Origin of the sequence: Synechococcus sp. CS-1326, assembly GCF_025128115.1 — a bacterium.
GTDB lineage: Bacteria > Cyanobacteriota > Cyanobacteriia > PCC-6307 > Cyanobiaceae > Regnicoccus.
Genome location: NZ_JAHLYV010000026.1, coordinates 49,536 through 63,210 on the forward strand (window position 1 = coordinate 49,536; position 13,675 = coordinate 63,210).

General features: G+C 64.3%; 21 protein-coding genes and 1 tRNA gene. 6 read left to right on the forward strand and 16 right to left on the reverse strand.

The window, feature by feature from the left end:
* Positions 1 to 3 precede the first annotated feature (3 nt).
* From rplR to rplC, 16 genes are all read right to left on the reverse strand, one after another.
* Complete coding sequence (rplR, locus tag KQ307_RS09830) at positions 4 to 369, reverse strand: 50S ribosomal protein L18 (protein ID WP_259700780.1); 366 nt, start codon at positions 367 to 369, stop codon at positions 4 to 6.
* Positions 370 to 401: 32 nt separating this feature from the next.
* Positions 402 to 941 carry a 50S ribosomal protein L6 gene (gene rplF / locus KQ307_RS09835; protein WP_259700781.1) on the reverse strand — a complete coding sequence of 180 codons (540 nt, stop codon included), beginning with the start codon at positions 939 to 941 and terminating at the stop codon, positions 402 to 404.
* A gap of 14 nt (positions 942 to 955) precedes the next feature.
* Positions 956 to 1,357 carry a 30S ribosomal protein S8 gene (gene rpsH, locus KQ307_RS09840; protein WP_259700782.1) on the reverse strand — a complete coding sequence of 134 codons (402 nt, stop codon included), beginning with the start codon at positions 1,355 to 1,357 and terminating at the stop codon, positions 956 to 958.
* 19 nt (positions 1,358 to 1,376) lie between these two features.
* Entirely contained in the window at positions 1,377 to 1,916 is a 540-nt protein-coding gene (gene rplE, locus KQ307_RS09845; protein ID WP_259700783.1) for a 50S ribosomal protein L5, read from the reverse strand.
* Between the two features lie 100 nt (positions 1,917 to 2,016).
* Complete coding sequence (gene rplX / locus KQ307_RS09850) at positions 2,017 to 2,373, reverse strand: 50S ribosomal protein L24 (protein ID WP_259700784.1); 357 nt, start codon at positions 2,371 to 2,373, stop codon at positions 2,017 to 2,019.
* Position 2,374: 1 nt separating this feature from the next.
* Positions 2,375 to 2,740 carry a 50S ribosomal protein L14 gene (gene rplN / locus KQ307_RS09855; protein ID WP_259727863.1) on the reverse strand — a complete coding sequence of 122 codons (366 nt, stop codon included), beginning with the start codon at positions 2,738 to 2,740 and terminating at the stop codon, positions 2,375 to 2,377.
* Between the two features lie 12 nt (positions 2,741 to 2,752).
* On the reverse strand, positions 2,753 to 3,004 hold the full coding sequence (gene rpsQ / locus KQ307_RS09860; protein WP_255089359.1) for a 30S ribosomal protein S17: 252 nt from the start codon (positions 3,002 to 3,004) through the stop codon (positions 2,753 to 2,755).
* A gap of 17 nt (positions 3,005 to 3,021) precedes the next feature.
* A complete protein-coding gene (rpmC, locus tag KQ307_RS09865; protein WP_259700785.1) occupies positions 3,022 to 3,237 on the reverse strand; it encodes a 50S ribosomal protein L29 in 216 nt (71 codons plus the stop codon).
* A gap of 2 nt (positions 3,238 to 3,239) precedes the next feature.
* A complete protein-coding gene (gene rplP / locus KQ307_RS09870; RefSeq protein ID WP_259700786.1) occupies positions 3,240 to 3,713 on the reverse strand; it encodes a 50S ribosomal protein L16 in 474 nt (157 codons plus the stop codon).
* 16 nt (positions 3,714 to 3,729) lie between these two features.
* Positions 3,730 to 4,458 (reverse strand): 30S ribosomal protein S3, encoded by a 729-nt coding sequence (gene rpsC, locus KQ307_RS09875; protein WP_259700787.1) that lies wholly within the window; start codon positions 4,456 to 4,458, stop codon positions 3,730 to 3,732.
* 19 nt (positions 4,459 to 4,477) lie between these two features.
* The gene (gene rplV / locus KQ307_RS09880; protein WP_259700788.1) at positions 4,478 to 4,840 is read right to left on the reverse strand and encodes a 50S ribosomal protein L22; all 363 of its coding nucleotides are present in this window, start codon (positions 4,838 to 4,840) and stop codon (positions 4,478 to 4,480) included.
* Between the two features lie 13 nt (positions 4,841 to 4,853).
* Positions 4,854 to 5,129 (reverse strand): 30S ribosomal protein S19, encoded by a 276-nt coding sequence (gene rpsS / locus KQ307_RS09885; protein WP_255089353.1) that lies wholly within the window; start codon positions 5,127 to 5,129, stop codon positions 4,854 to 4,856.
* Positions 5,130 to 5,167: 38 nt separating this feature from the next.
* Positions 5,168 to 6,031 (reverse strand): 50S ribosomal protein L2, encoded by an 864-nt coding sequence (gene rplB / locus KQ307_RS09890; RefSeq protein ID WP_259700789.1) that lies wholly within the window; start codon positions 6,029 to 6,031, stop codon positions 5,168 to 5,170.
* Positions 6,032 to 6,046: 15 nt separating this feature from the next.
* Positions 6,047 to 6,349 (reverse strand): 50S ribosomal protein L23, encoded by a 303-nt coding sequence (locus KQ307_RS09895; RefSeq protein ID WP_259700790.1) that lies wholly within the window; start codon positions 6,347 to 6,349, stop codon positions 6,047 to 6,049.
* A complete protein-coding gene (rplD, locus tag KQ307_RS09900; RefSeq protein ID WP_259727864.1) occupies positions 6,342 to 6,977 on the reverse strand; it encodes a 50S ribosomal protein L4 in 636 nt (211 codons plus the stop codon). The genes KQ307_RS09895 and rplD overlap by 8 nt, the downstream gene beginning before the upstream one ends.
* Positions 6,978 to 6,988: 11 nt before the next feature.
* Entirely contained in the window at positions 6,989 to 7,636 is a 648-nt protein-coding gene (rplC, locus tag KQ307_RS09905; protein ID WP_259700792.1) for a 50S ribosomal protein L3, read from the reverse strand.
* Positions 7,637 to 8,154: 518 nt separating this feature from the next.
* On the opposite strand from rplC, the gene KQ307_RS09910 reads away from it, so the two are divergent.
* The 6 genes from KQ307_RS09910 to recA all read left to right on the forward strand — a co-directional run bounded on the left by KQ307_RS09910 (position 8,155) and on the right by recA (position 13,672).
* Positions 8,155 to 8,613, forward strand: coding sequence for an NAD(P)H-quinone oxidoreductase subunit N (locus KQ307_RS09910; RefSeq protein ID WP_259700793.1), 459 nt, complete (start codon positions 8,155 to 8,157; stop codon positions 8,611 to 8,613).
* Positions 8,603 to 9,634, forward strand: a complete 1,032-nt coding sequence (locus KQ307_RS09915) for an LdpA C-terminal domain-containing domain (protein WP_259700794.1) — start codon at positions 8,603 to 8,605, stop codon at positions 9,632 to 9,634. The genes KQ307_RS09910 and KQ307_RS09915 overlap by 11 nt, the downstream gene beginning before the upstream one ends.
* A 92-nt stretch (positions 9,635 to 9,726) precedes the next feature.
* Entirely contained in the window at positions 9,727 to 11,355 is a 1,629-nt protein-coding gene (locus KQ307_RS09920) for an AAA family ATPase (protein ID WP_259700795.1), read from the forward strand.
* A 41-nt stretch (positions 11,356 to 11,396) separates the two neighbouring features.
* Positions 11,397 to 11,468 (forward strand) — tRNA-Gln (locus KQ307_RS09925).
* A gap of 24 nt (positions 11,469 to 11,492) precedes the next feature.
* The gene (locus KQ307_RS09930) at positions 11,493 to 12,242 is read left to right on the forward strand and encodes an HAD family hydrolase (protein WP_259700796.1); all 750 of its coding nucleotides are present in this window, start codon (positions 11,493 to 11,495) and stop codon (positions 12,240 to 12,242) included.
* A gap of 257 nt (positions 12,243 to 12,499) precedes the next feature.
* Complete coding sequence (recA, locus tag KQ307_RS09935; RefSeq protein ID WP_259700797.1) at positions 12,500 to 13,672, forward strand: recombinase RecA; 1,173 nt, start codon at positions 12,500 to 12,502, stop codon at positions 13,670 to 13,672.
* Positions 13,673 to 13,675 lie beyond the last annotated feature (3 nt).

Here is a 13,675-nt window from a genome sequence, read left to right on the forward strand (position 1 = left end):
GGTTCAGAACTCGAGGCCCGCTTCCCGGGCAGCGTCGGCAAGGGCTTTGACCCGACCGTGGTACAGCTTGCCACCGCGGTCGAACACGACCTGCTGGATGCCCTTGGCCAGTGCCCGCTGGGCAACCAGCTGACCCACCGCCACGGAGGCATCGCAGGAAGCGCTGGCCTCGAGGCTGGTGCGCAGGTCCTTGTCGAGGGTCGAGGCGGCGCAGAGGGTGCTCTGGGCTTCGTCGTCGATGACCTGGGCGTAGATGTGGTTGTTGGAGCGGAACACGGCCAGGCGCGGGCGCATGGCGGTGCCGTTGAGGTGGCGACGCAGGCGGCGGTGACGCTTCTGGGTCTGCTGTTTGCGGGAAACGGTGGACATGGCAGGTAGGGATAGGGAGGCTCAGGCCGTCCTCATTTCTTGCCGGTTTTGCCGGCTTTGCGCAGGATGCGTTCACCCTCGAACTTGATGCCTTTGCCCTTGTAGGGCTCGGGTGGCCTGATGGCGCGGATTTTGGCGGCTTCGTTGCCCACCAGCTCCTTGTCGGAACCGGAGACCAGCACCTGGGTGTTGTTCTCCACCAAAAAAGTGATGCCCTCGGGAGGGTTGACTTCGACGGGGTGGCTGTAGCCGGCGCTCACCACCAGTTTGCGGCCCTGCACCTGGGCGCGGTAGCCGACCCCGATGATTTCGAGCTTGCGGGTGAAGCCCTTGCTCACGCCCTCGACCATGTTGGCCACCAGGGTGCGACAGAGGCCGTGGCGCTCCCGGGAGCGCCGGGTTCCATCGGCCGCGGCGACCAGCAGGGTGCCCTTCTCCTCGCTGATCACCACGCCATCGGGAAGGACGCGACTGAGTTCACCCCTGGGACCTTTGACCGATACCGCCAGTCCATCCAAGGTGATGGACACCTTGTCGGGGATGGGAATCGGAGCTTTACCTATACGTGACATGGTTGGCTCTCAGATCAGTAGATGTAGCAGAGCACTTCACCGCCGACGCCCTGCTTGCGGGCATCACGGTCGCTCATCACACCCCTGGAGGTGGAGATGATCGCCACACCAAGGCCGCCGAGCACCTTGGGCAACTGCCGCGTGTTCTTGTAAATGCGCAGGCCAGGCTTGCTGACCCGCTGGACAGAGCGGATCGTGGGCTGGCGATGCTTGCCGCTGTATTTCAGCTCAAGCACAAGGTGCTTCAACACCCCTTCGCCTTCTTCACTGATCTCGGCGATGAAGCCTTCCTTCTGGAGCACCTTGGCGATGCTGTGGGAGAGGCGGGAAGCAGGCACCTTGGTGGTCTGGTGCTTTTTCTCACTCGCATTGCGGATGCGGGTGAGCATGTCTGAAATCGGGTCGTGGTTGGCCATGGGTGGGTCCGAAGAGGGCTCAGTTGCTGCGGAACGGCATTCCCATCTCGCGGAGGAGGGCCCGGCCCTCTTCGTCGGTACGGGCACTGGTCACGATGGTGATGTCCATGCCGCGGATGGCGTCGATCTTGTCGTAGGAGATTTCCGGGAAGATGATCTGCTCGCGAACCCCGAGGGTGTAATTGCCGCGGCCGTCAAAGCTTTTGGGGCTGACGCCGCGGAAATCACGGATTCGGGGCAGGGCCAGGTTGATCAGACGCTCCAGGAAGGCGTACATCCGCTCGCCACGAAGGGTGACGGCCACGCCGATCGGCATCCCCTCCCGGATCTTGAAGGCGGCGATCGCCTTCTTGGCCCGGGTCACCACCACTTTCTGACCGGTGATGGTGGCCATCTCCGCGATCGAGGCCTCCAGAGCCTTGGCATTCTGGGCGGCTTCGCCGAGGCCCCTGTTGACGGTGACTTTCATCACCTTGGGAACTTCGTGGATGTTGGAGAGGTTGAGATCCTTGAGCAGCTTGGGCTGGATCGTCTCCCGGTAGCGCTGTTTGAGTGACATGGCGGGCGGAGGAGTTGCGCTTCTGGACGTTGTCAGAGAGCGAAGAAGGGAGGAAAGGAGCGTGGGTGGCAGCTGGAGCGGGACTGGATCGGCTGACGGATCAGTCGATCAGTTCGCCGGTTTTCTTGAGACGACGTTTCTTGGTGCCGTCGGCCTGGATGGCGATTTCCACCCGGCTGGCCACGGCCGCGCTGGTGGAATACAGCATCAGGTTGGAGGCATGCACAGAGGCTTCCTCGGTGGCGATGCGGCCGCTCTCACCTTCCTGGGTGGGTTTGATGTGGCGGGTGCGCAGGTTGATGCCCTGCACGATCGCCCTGTTCTCATTCGGCAGGGTGCGGAGCACTTCGCCGGTTTTGCCTTTGTCCTTGCCGGCAATCACCTTGACGGTGTCGCCTTTGCGGATGCGCATCTTGATGCGCTCGGCGGGCTTGGTTCTGACGGTTGCCGTGGCCATCTCAGATCACCTCCGGAGCGAGCGAAACGATCTTGGTGAAGTTACGTTCACGCAATTCGCGGGCAACGGGTCCGAAGACCCTGGTGCCTTTCGGATTGTTGTCGCTGCCGAGGATCACGGCAGCGTTGTCGTCGAAGCGAATTGAGTTGCCGGTATCCCGACGGAGGGTGGCACGGGTTCTGACCACCACGGCCTTCACGACATCCGATTTCTTCACGCCCATGTTGGGCATGGCGTCCTTGACGGCCGCCACGATCACATCGCCCACATGGGCGTAGCGACGGTTCGTGCCGAGCACCCGGATGCACTGGATGCGTTTGGCGCCGCTGTTGTCAGCGACATTGAGGAAAGTTTCTTGCTGAATCATGGTGGGATCTGCTCAGCTTGCGCCGGATGGATTGAGAACCTCGGCCACGGCCCAGCGCTTGGTGCGACTGAGCGGACGGGTTTCGGTGATCCGAACCCGATCCCCCACCTGACAGCGGTTCTCCTCGTCGTGGGCTTTGTAGCGGGTGGTGCGGCTGACGGTCTTTTGATAGATGGGATGGGGGAAGCGGTTTTCGACCGCCACCACCACCGTTTTGTCCATCTTGTCGCTGACGACGGTGCCGACCCTTTCCTTGAGTGCCATGGTTGGTATGAGGGGGATCAGGAGGCGGACAGGGCGGAGCGCTGACGCTCCTTCTGCACCGTCAGCAGGTGGGCCAGCTTGATGCGGCTCTGCTTGAAGCGGTGTGGTTGCTCCAGGCGGCGGGTGGCCTGCTGGAAGCGGAGGTCGAACAGTTCGCGGCGGCAGCCACTGATCTGTTCCTGGATCTCGGCGTCGGTGAGGTTGCGGACCTCGGTGATGTCAGGACGGGCCATGGTCAGGAGTCCCCGGAGAGGACGGTTTCCAGAACGGGTTCTGGAGTGGACACGGGTGCCTGGTCATCCAGGGCCAGGAATTTTGTTTTGACCGGCAGTTTGTACTGAGCCAGGCGCATCGCCTCCTTGGCGATGGTTTCGGTGATTTCCGGACCGCCCATCTCAAAGAGAATGCGACCGGGTTTGATCACGGCCACCCAGAATTCCGGGTTGCCCTTACCGGAGCCCATGCGGGTTTCGGCAGGACGCATCGTGACGGGCTTGTCAGGGAAGATCCGAATCCAGATTTTCCCTCCCCGCTTGACATGGCGGGTCATGGCCCTGCGGCTGGCTTCAATCTGGCGGGAAGTGATCCAGCCACATTCCTGGGCTTGCAATGCAAACTGACCGAAGGCAATCGTGTTGCCCCGGGTAGCGGTGCCGCACATGCGGCCTCGCTGCTGTTTGCGGAATTTGACGCGACGTGGACTCAGCATGATTCAGGTCTCCTGATCACTCCTTGTTGGAGCGGTCTTCAAATTCTTGTGGACGCCGGCTGGTGCGGCGTCGGGCGGCTCCATCCGCAGGCAGCTGTTCCTTCTGCCCGGGTAGCACTTCCCCTTTGAACACCCAGACCTTGATACCGAGCACTCCATAGGTGGTGGTGGCCACCTTGGTGGCGTAGTCGATATCGGCTCGGAGAGTGTGCAGCGGCACACGTCCTTCGCGGGTCCATTCAGTGCGGGCGATCTCAGCGCCGTTGAGGCGACCGCTCACCTGAATCTTCAATCCCAGCACACCGGCCCGCTGGGCACGTTGAACGGTCATCCGCATGACGCGGCGGAAGGCCACGCGCTTCTCAAGTTGCTGGGCGATGTACTCGGCCAGCAGAAAAGCGTCGGCATCGACCCGCTCCACTTCCACAACGTTGATGCGCACCTGGCGGTGGCGATCCCCGAGGGTGGTCTGGATTCCGGTGCGCAGATCTTCGATCCCGCTGCCCTGGCGGCCGACAAGCACGCCGGGGCGAGCTGTTTTGAGCTCAACTTCAAGCTGATCGGCCTTGCGGGCGATCAACACGTCGCTGATGCCGGCACTGGCGTACTTCTTGTGGATGAACTTGCGGATCCGATCATCCTCCTGAAGCAGGAGGGGATAGGTCTTGCTGGGTGCATACCAGCGCGAGCGGTGTTCCTGGGTGATCCCCAGGCGCAGGCCGGTTGGATGGATCTTGTGTCCCATCGGTCGGTGTCCTCGGGGGTCAGGTGATGGGTGCTGCCACAGCAATGCTGATGTGGCAGGTTTGTTTTTTGATGGCGAAGGCTCGCCCCTGGGCGCGTGGACGGAATCGCTTCAGGGATGGACCCATGTCGGCGATGGCCGTGCTGATCACCAGGGAGGCGGGATCAAGGCCCAGGTTGTGTTCCGCGTTGGCAACTGCAGAACGCAGCACCTTCGTGATCGGACCAGTGGAGCGGTAGGGCATGAACTCAAGCAGAATCAGCGCCTCGCGATAGGAGCGGCCGCGAATCTGGTCGAGCACCCGACGCACCTTCGATACGGAACCGCGGATGTAGCGGCCGTGGGCGCGGGCTTCTTGGCTGGTGGAGGTTGGATTGGCCATGGTGTTTCGCTCCTTAACGGGCACCTTTTTTGTCCTTGATGTGGCCGCGGAAGGTGCGGGTGGGGGCGAACTCCCCCAGCTTGTGGCCCACCATCTGCTCCGTCACGTAGACGGGCACATGGCTCTTGCCGTTGTGAACAGCGATTGTGTGGCCGATCATCATCGGCAGAATCGTCGAAGCCCGTGACCAGGTCTTGATCACGGATTTGTCGCCGGCGCTGTTCTGCGTTTCGACCTTACGCAGCAAGTGATCGGCAACAAAAGGTCCTTTTTTGAGTGAACGTCCCATGGCGGTTTAAGCAGAGTGCAAAACGGGGTTGTTGGCCATCACGAATCCCGTCCGCCACGGCTCCGCTTGGAGGTGCGGCGACGTTTGCGCAGCACAAACCGATTGCTCGGCTTGTTCCGCTTACGGGTTTTGAGGCCCAGGGCAGGTTTGCCCCAGGGGGTGACCGGGCCGGAGCGGCCGATCGGTGCCCGACCCTCACCACCACCGTGGGGGTGATCGCAGGGGTTCATCACACTGCCGCGCACCTCGGGACGGCGGCCCAGCCAGCGTTTGCGGCCGGCTTTGCCGAGGCTGGTGTTGCGGACCTCGGCGTTGCCCACTTCGCCCAGGGTGGCGTAGCACTCGCGGCGTACCAGCCGGACTTCCGTGGAAGGCAGTTTCAAGGCGACGTAGTCGCCCTCCTTGGCCATCACCTGGGCACTGGCTCCGGCGGTGCGAACCATCTGGCCACCACGCCCGGCGTAGAGCTCAACGTTGTGAACGCTGGAGCCAAGTGGAATGGAGGAGAGCGGTAAGGCATTGCCGGTTTCGATCGGTGCTTCCGGACCCGAAACCACCGTCTGGCCCACCTCAATCCCGGCCGGAGCCAGGATGTAGCGCTTTTCGCCGTCGGTGTAGAAGAGCAAGGCCAGCCGGGCGTTGCGGTGGGGGTCGTAGTGGATGGCGGCCACTCTGGCCACCACGTTGTGCTTGTCGCGGCGGAAGTCGACCATCCGGTAGAGACGCTTGTGGCCACCACCGCGGTGACGGCAGGTGATCACACCGCGGTTGTTGCGACCTTTGTTGCGGTGCTTGGCCATGACCAAGCTCCGCTCCGGTTTCCGCTCAGTGACTTCACTGAAGTCACTGGCGGCACGACCGCGGGTGCCGGGGGTGTAGGGACGGTAGTTGCGAATTGCCATAACGGTTCAGTTCCCTCAGGCCTCTGGGAAGAGCTGGATGCTGTTGCCTGCGGCAAGACGGACCACCGCTTTCTTCACTTGGGCACGCTTGCCGGCGAACCGCCCGACGCGGCGGGACCGACGCGGGGGATTCATGGTGCTCACCCCGATCACCCGTACGTCGAAGAGTTGCTCGACGGCGGCTTTGATGTCGGGCTTCGCGGCCCGATGATCCACCTCAAAGGTGTACTGGTTGAGTTCCAGAGCACGGGTGGCCTTTTCGGTGATCAGCGGCTTGCGGATCACGTCCGCCAGCCGACCTTCAAAACGTTCAGTCATCGCCGTAGACCTCCTGAATCTTGGCCAGTGCCTCCTCGCTCAGCACCAATCGCTTGGCATTGAGCAGATCGAACATGTTCAGCTGATCGGCAGCGATCAGTTTCACCTTTTCGAGATTGCGCACCGACAGGCGCACCACCTCGGATGGGGCATCGAGCACCAGCAGCACCTTGTCGGTGGCCGGGATGTCCCAGCGCAGCAGGGCTGCCACGATCTCCCGTGTTTTGGGTGCTTCGAGGGCTGTGGCGAATCCCTTCACCACCGTGATGTCGGCGGCCCGACTGATCAGCGCCGTGCGCAGGGCAAGCCGCCGCTCCTTCCGGTTCATCGAAACGGCGTAGGAGCGTGGCTTGGGACCGAACACCACGCCGCCGCCTGGGCGGAGCGGGGTGCGGATCGAGCCCTGACGGGCCCGACCGGTGCCTTTCTGCTTGTAGGGCTTGCGACCGCCACCGCGCACTTCGGCGCGGGTGAGGCTGCTGGCAGTGCCCTGGCGCGCATTGGCCAATTGCCGCACCACGGCGCGGTGCACCAGGCCGGCCGCTGACGAATCCTTGGCGACCTTCAGGTTGAGAGAGGCTTCACCAGCCTCCTTCCCCTGCCAATCACGAATGACGCATTGAATCATGGTTGACATTCTCAGCTCGCCTCCTTGTCACCGACCCGCTTGGCGGGGCGGATGTTGAGCAGGGCCCCGGGCTTGCCCGGCACCGAACCCTTGACCACCAGAAGGTTGCGCTCAAAATCGACCTTGAGGATCGTGAGGCCCCGGGTGGTGGTCTGCTTGCCGCCGTAGCGGCCGGCCATCCGCTTGCCGGGATAGACCCGGCCGGGGGTGGTGCCCGCTCCGGTCGAACCGGGCTGCCGGTGATTCTTCGAACCGTGGCTCATCGGACCACGGCTGAAGCCGTGCCGCTTCTGATAACCACTGAAGCCACGCCCCATGGTGTCGCCGCTGACGTCGACCTTCTGGCCGGCTTCGAAACGCTCAACCGTGATTTCTTCTCCGAGCTCCAGGCCGTCAACCGAGTTGAGCCGGTATTCGGTGAGATGGCGCAGCGGATTGGGGCCGGATTTGGCCAGGTGGCCGGTGGCCGGCTTGTTGACGAGTTTCTCGCGAATCTCGCCGAAGCCGAGCTGAACGGCTGTGTAACCGTCGGAGGCTGGGGTTTTGACCTGGGTGATGCGGCAGGGACCCGCCTCGATCAAGGTGACCGGGATGGACTTGCCTTCTGCCGTGAAGAACTGGGACATACCCAGTTTCTTCCCGAGAATGCCGATGGACATGGGATGGGATGGACGCCAGCAAGGACAATGCTTCCCCGTTCAATGATGAACCGGAAAGACCTGGGGCTGCTTCGTGGAACTCGCTTTGGTCCGACTTGGATGGCTGGGTCTGACAGGGTCTGACGCGGCCTGACTGGGTCTGACGCGGTTTTGACCTGAGCAGTTCAGTGAACAGTTCAGGGCAAGACCGATTGAGCTAGCGGTGGAGCGAAACAGCAGGCCGGGACTTTCCCGCTCGATCGAAACCGAGCGACAGTTTCCCGCCAAATCCTGGATTCCTGTGGCTGGGCTGGTTCAACCGGTGGGTTGAAATTCAACTCAGACGAGGGAGTGGATCAGGAAATGGGTTTGCCTCGAAAGGAGTCATCGCCAGCGATGACTCCGCGCAGAGATCCGGAGGCCCGGCTAGCGGACGGGCGCAGATCAATTGCACAGTCATTCAACATACCTCACGATCAACCCAACCATTTTCAAGGGGTTCTCCTGTCAGAATCGGACCCATTGGTGCGGACCTTCCCATGCCCTTGCTGCTCAGTGGCCGTCGCTTCCGTGCCGACCTGGAGCAGGCCGGAGCGCTCGCGCTCTACGCCCCGCTGGAAGGTGGCGCCGAAACCCGTCTGCTGCGCCGCCTGCGGGCAAGTGGCTACCGCGCCCAGATGACCTCGGCGCGGGGTCTTGGTGACCCCGAAGCTTTTCTGTTCGAGTCGCACGGGATCCGACCTCCCCACCTTGGTCATCACAGTGTCGGCCGTGGTGCTGCCGTCGGCACGGTCCAGCGGGTGATGCCTCAGCTCGGATCCCTGCTTGAGGGCGACAGCCCCATTCTGCTCTGGTTGCTGGAGGCCCAGGTCCTTTCAGCCGCAGAGCGCGCTTCGCTCTGCTCCCTGACCCGGCGGGAACCGCGCCTGAAGATCGTTGCGGAGATGGGGGGTTCGCGCAGCCTGCGCTGGGAGCCACTGGAGCTGTGTGCGGCCTGAGCAGGCCCTGGCCCATGGCCACTGGGTCAAGCTGATCTGCGGTGCCAGCAACCAGGATCCCGCCGGCATCGAAGACCTGTGTGGGATCTATACCCTGGCCGGTGTCCATTGCATTGATGTGGCGGCCGATCCTGCGGTGGTGGCTGCAGCCCGACGGGGCATCGGCTGGGGGCTCGATCAGTCTGATTCGGCCACTCCGAGCCGTCCCTGGCTGATGGTCAGCCTCAGCGATGGTGAGGATCCCCATTTTCGCAAGGCCTGGTTCGATCCGCTCCGCTGCCCGCCCCGTTGTCCACGTCCGTGTCAGCGGGTCTGTCCGGCCCTGGCGATCGCTGCTGAGGGGGGTGTCCGGGCCGAGAGCTGCTACGGATGTGGTCGCTGTCTTCCTGTCTGTCCCCAGGGCTTGATCGAGGAGCGAGGCCAGGTCCTCTCAGCCGCCCAGGTTGCTCCGCTTCTGGCCCGGTTGAAGCCCGATCTGGTCGAGCTCCATACCCAGCCCGGGCGGGGCGAGTCTTTCGCCCTTCGCCTCGATCAGGTGATCGCCTCAGGTCTGCCGCTCAGGCATCTGGCGGTGAGCTGTGGCTGGGGAGAGGGCCCTGATCCTGCCAGCTCCACCAGCAGGGAGCTCTGGCAGCGTTTCGCCTTGCTGCGCCACCACCAGCTGTGTCCGATCTGGCAGCTGGACGGCCGGCCGATGAGTGGGGACATCGGGGACGGCACCGCCCATGCGGCGTTGCGACTGCTCACGGCCATGCGGCCCTTGGCGCCGCCTGGACCGCTGCAGCTGGCGGGTGGCACCAACGGGCTGACCTTGCCGTTGCTCCGGCGCCAGGCGGGCTCCGCCCTCGCCGCCCGGGCTCAAGCCGGTGGAGTGGCCTTCGGTGGAATGGCCCGTTCCCTGCTCCAGCCATTGATGCTTGAGGCGGAGCGGGGTGGCCGCCGCCTGCTCGAGGATGCCGCCCTCTGGCCTCTGGCCCTGGAGCGGGCCCGTCGGCTGGTTGGCCCCTGGTTGGCCCCCTGATCGCTAGAACTGGCGATCAGGGGGCCGATCCGGCGGGGAGCGTCAGCCCCGTGATCCCGATCGGTCCTGCAGCTCCCCCTCCCGGACCGGTTATGGCCGCCACCCAGCCGTTCAGCCCCTGGCGGATCACCGATGACCTGGCAGCCTTGCTTGAGGTTCTGCCGGCCGGGGTGCGCCAGGCCCTGGCCAGCCCAGCCCGGCAGGAGGGATTGCTGGAGGTGGTGCTTGATCTGGGGCGGAGTCCCGAGGCCCGTTACCCCGGCCGTGCCCTGATGCTCGGAACCCGGCCAGTCGAGCGAGCCGATCTGGCGGCGGTTGTGGAACGGCTTGGTGCCTTCGGCGGCGACAACCGGGCCGGAATCGAGCGCACCCTGCACCGGATCAGTGCCATCCGCAATCGCTCCGGTGAGGTGGTGGGACTCACCTGCCGGGTCGGCCGCGCCGTGTTCGGCACGGTGGCGATGGTGCGCGACCTGCTCGATTCCGGTGATTCGCTGTTGCTGATGGGGCGACCGGGTGTCGGCAAGACCACCGCTCTGCGCGAGATCGCCAGGGTGCTGGCCGATGAGCTGGAGCGGCGCGTGGTGGTGATCGACACCAGCAACGAAATCGCCGGCGACGGTGACATTCCGCACCCGGCCATCGGCCGGGCCCGGCGCATGCAGGTGGCGCGGCCGGAGCTGCAGCACCAGGTGATGATCGAGGCGGTGGAGAACCACATGCCGGAGGTGATCGTGATCGATGAGATCGGCACCGAGCTGGAAGCCAGAGCCGCCCGCACGATTGCCGAGCGGGGCGTGATGCTGGTGGCCACGGCCCATGGCAATGAGCTCGCCAACCTGATCCGCAATCCCACCCTTTCCGACCTGGTCGGTGGGATTCAGTCGGTGACCCTCGGGGATGAGGAGGCACGGCGGCGCGGCAGCCAGAAAACCGTGCTGGAACGCCGCGCCGAACCCACCTTTCCACTGGCAGTGGAGATCCGCAGCCGCAGCCGCTGGCTGGTTCATACCGATGTGGCCCGCACCGTCGATGGCCAGTTGCGAGGGCAGCCCGCCACGCCCCAGGTTCGTGAACTCGATGCGGCTGGGCTGCTGCGGGTGGAGCAGCCGCTGTCTCCCGGACTGGAGCTGCCCCCGCGCAGACGACCTCTCCTCTCCTCTCGCTCCTCCGTTCGCACCCCCTTCGCCCCGGTGCCGCTGCCGGATCCCCTCCAGCCGCCGCCCCATCGCCGGCTGGAACCCAGGCCCAGCGAGGAGCGCCTGAGCCTGTATTGCTGCGGGGTGAGTGATCAGCTGCTCGATCAGGTGGTGCGCAGCCGCCGCTGGCCTGTCGAGCGGGTCGCCGTTCTGGAGCAGGCCGACGGAGTGCTTGCCCTGCGTAGGCAGCTGGGCCGTGATCCGGAGGTGCGGCGGCTGGCTCAGCAGCTTCGGCTGCCGATTCTGGTGATCAAGACCGACACCCTGCCTCAGATTCTCAGGGGTGTGGAGCGGCTGTTGCGTCGCAGCCGGGAACCCTTGCCGGCTCCGGTCCCGTCGCGTTGGCAGGGGGCTGAGCGGGTTCAGGTTGATGGAGGTTTGCCCCCGGCCCGGATCGGAGTGCGGCAGGGACAAGCAGCGGCGCCCGGAGATGGTTCTTCCCTGGCCGGCGCGGGGGGACTCTCGACCTCGTCGGCCTGCGCACCGGAGATTGACGAAGGACGGCCCGCTGTGGGTAACTAGCAGGACACCCGGTACCGAGACGTTCGCCTCCACCGGTGCATTGGGCCGTCGCCAAGTGGTAAGGCAGCGGGTTTTGGTCCCGCCATTCCTAGGTTCGAATCCTAGCGGCCCAGTTTTTCAGTCTTCTTTCTGATTCCGTGCCTTCCGGGCCCCTGCTTGTCTTCGATTTCGATGGCGTTCTGGTTGACGGCATGGCGGAGTACTGGTGGAGTTCCCGTCAGGCCGCCTGTCTCCTGAAGCCTGGCCTGGTCCTCCCGGATCAGCTGCCTGAGGCGTTCGTCAGGCTGCGACCCCTGATTCACCAGGGTTGGGAGATGGTGCTGGTGGCGGCGGAGCTGGGCCGCTCCGGCTTCGACCCGGCGGCCTTCGAGGCTGATTATCCCGGTGCCCTCCGCCGAGCGCTGCTCCAGACGGGTTGGCAACCGCAGCCCCTGCAGGCGGCCCTGGAGGAGGTGCGTCGCCAGGCGATCGCCACCGTTCGGCCGCAGTGGCTGGCCCTGCACCGTCTCTACCCAGGGGTGAAGGAGCGCCTGCAGGGCCTTGCCGGCGAAGGGGCCGACTGGGTTGTGCTCACCACCAAGGGAGCAGCCTTTGCGGCCGAGCTGCTCGCCGCTGAGCAGTTGGCGCCGCTGCAGTTGTACGGCCATGAGCAGGGCAGCAAACCGGCTGTGCTGCTCCAGTTGCGGGAACGGCAGCGTCCGCTTTGGTTCATCGAAGACCGCCGCCCCACCCTGGAGACCGTGCGGGCCACCCCTGGACTGGAGCAGGTGCGCTGCTTCCTGGCCGGGTGGGGATACCTCAAGCCCGGCGATGGTGCCGACCTGCCCGATGGGATCACCCTGCTGGAGCCGAGCGCCTTCCGGGCCCCCTTGGCGATCTGGCCCTGACCCGCTAGCGTACGTCTGTACTAATTCCCGCTTGCCGCAATCGCTTCTCCCGGCCCGGTGCTCGCAACTGATCCAGTTTTTGCAACTGGTCCAGTTTTTGCAACTGATCCGGTCATCACAGCCGATTCGGTTTTCTGACTGGTTCCCTGCCCACAAGTGATACAGCGCCCGCCCTTGGTGGCACTGGTTCCCTGAGCTCGCGGCCCTTCCCCTGCCGGAATCGCCGCTCCGCTGCCTGTTCCTTTTCCTCTTCCGCCATGCCCGCCGACCCCAAGACCACTGACCTGAGGCTTGCCCATCCCCGTTCCGCCGCCGCTGGTCCCAGTGCCGCCGCCAGCTCGGAACGCGACAAGGCCTTGAATCTGGTGTTGGGCCAGATCGAGCGCAACTTCGGCAAGGGTTCGATCATGCGCCTCGGCGACGCTTCCAGGATGCGGGTGGAAACCGTGTCAACCGGGGCGCTCACCCTGGATCTGGCCCTCGGTGGCGGCTACCCCAAGGGTCGGGTGGTGGAGGTGTATGGCCCGGAGAGTTCCGGCAAAACCACGCTCACCCTGCATGCCATCGCCGAAGCGCAACGGCGAGGCGGTGTGGCGGCTTTCGTCGACGCCGAACATGCCCTTGATCCTGTCTATGCGGCTGCCCTGGGCGTTGATATTGAGAATCTGCTGGTGTCACAGCCCGATACCGGCGAGATGGCGCTGGAGATCGTCGATCAGCTGGTGCGCTCCGCCGCCGTTGACATCGTCGTGGTCGACTCGGTGGCGGCCCTCACTCCCCGGGCTGAAATCGAGGGGGAAATGGGCGATCTGGCGGTCGGCAGTCAGGCACGCCTGATGAGCCAGGCGATGCGCAAGATCACCGGCAACATCGGCAAATCTGGCTGCACGGTGATCTTTCTGAATCAGCTGCGCCAGAAGATCGGTGTCACCTACGGCAATCCGGAAACCACCACCGGTGGGAATGCCCTGAAGTTCTATGCCTCGGTGCGGCTTGACATCCGCCGCATCCAGACCCTCAAGCGGGGTACGGAGGAATACGGCATCCGGGCCAAGGTCAAGGTGGCGAAGAACAAGGTGGCACCGCCGTTCCGCATTGCCGAATTCGACATCCTCTTCGGCCGGGGCATCAGCACCCTTGGCTGTGTTCTGGATCTGGCGGAAGAAACCGGCGTGGTGGTACGCAAAGGTGCCTGGTACAGCTACGAGGGTGACAACATCGGTCAGGGTCGTGACAACACGATCACCTGGCTGGAGCAAAACCCCGAGCAGAAAGAGGCCATCGAAAAGGAAGTTCGCCGCCAGCTCACGGAGGGAGCCGACGTCACGGCCAACTCGATGAAGCCCCTGGCCGCTGCTGCCGCAAAACTGGCTGCCGGCTCAGTGGGCGTTGATTCGGAAGCGGTGATTGCCGTGGCTGAAGCCAGCTGAGCG

Excerpts from the sequence above, each read along its gene's own strand:
- rplF (WP_259700781.1), bottom strand. The coding sequence starts at position 941 with ATGTCACGTATAGGTAAAGCTCCGATTCCCATCCCCGACAAGGTGTCC.
- rpsQ (WP_255089359.1), bottom strand. The coding sequence starts at position 3,004 with ATGGCACTCAAGGAAAGGGTCGGCACCGTCGTCAGCGACAAGATGGAC.
- KQ307_RS09895 (WP_259700790.1), bottom strand. The coding sequence starts at position 6,349 with ATGACTGAACGTTTTGAAGGTCGGCTGGCGGACGTGATCCGCAAGCCG.
- recA (WP_259700797.1), top strand. The coding sequence starts at position 12,500 with ATGCCCGCCGACCCCAAGACCACTGACCTGAGGCTTGCCCATCCCCGT.
- KQ307_RS09920 (WP_259700795.1), top strand. The coding sequence starts at position 9,727 with ATGGCCGCCACCCAGCCGTTCAGCCCCTGGCGGATCACCGATGACCTG.
- rplC (WP_259700792.1), bottom strand. The coding sequence starts at position 7,636 with ATGTCCATCGGCATTCTCGGGAAGAAACTGGGTATGTCCCAGTTCTTC.
- rplV (WP_259700788.1), bottom strand. The coding sequence starts at position 4,840 with ATGGCCAATCCAACCTCCACCAGCCAAGAAGCCCGCGCCCACGGCCGC.
- rpmC (WP_259700785.1), bottom strand. The coding sequence starts at position 3,237 with ATGGCCCGTCCTGACATCACCGAGGTCCGCAACCTCACCGACGCCGAG.
- rpsS (WP_255089353.1), bottom strand. The coding sequence starts at position 5,129 with ATGGGACGTTCACTCAAAAAAGGACCTTTTGTTGCCGATCACTTGCTG.
- rplN (WP_259727863.1), bottom strand. The coding sequence starts at position 2,740 with ATGATTCAGCAAGAAACTTTCCTCAATGTCGCTGACAACAGCGGCGCC.
- rplR (WP_259700780.1), bottom strand. The coding sequence starts at position 369 with ATGTCCACCGTTTCCCGCAAACAGCAGACCCAGAAGCGTCACCGCCGC.
- KQ307_RS09910 (WP_259700793.1), top strand. The coding sequence starts at position 8,155 with ATGCCCTTGCTGCTCAGTGGCCGTCGCTTCCGTGCCGACCTGGAGCAG.
- rplP (WP_259700786.1), bottom strand. The coding sequence starts at position 3,713 with ATGCTGAGTCCACGTCGCGTCAAATTCCGCAAACAGCAGCGAGGCCGC.
- rplE (WP_259700783.1), bottom strand. The coding sequence starts at position 1,916 with ATGTCACTCAAACAGCGCTACCGGGAGACGATCCAGCCCAAGCTGCTC.
- rplB (WP_259700789.1), bottom strand. The coding sequence starts at position 6,031 with ATGGCAATTCGCAACTACCGTCCCTACACCCCCGGCACCCGCGGTCGT.
- rplX (WP_259700784.1), bottom strand. The coding sequence starts at position 2,373 with ATGGCCACGGCAACCGTCAGAACCAAGCCCGCCGAGCGCATCAAGATG.
- rplD (WP_259727864.1), bottom strand. The coding sequence starts at position 6,977 with ATGATTCAATGCGTCATTCGTGATTGGCAGGGGAAGGAGGCTGGTGAA.
- rpsC (WP_259700787.1), bottom strand. The coding sequence starts at position 4,458 with ATGGGACACAAGATCCATCCAACCGGCCTGCGCCTGGGGATCACCCAG.
- rpsH (WP_259700782.1), bottom strand. The coding sequence starts at position 1,357 with ATGGCCAACCACGACCCGATTTCAGACATGCTCACCCGCATCCGCAAT.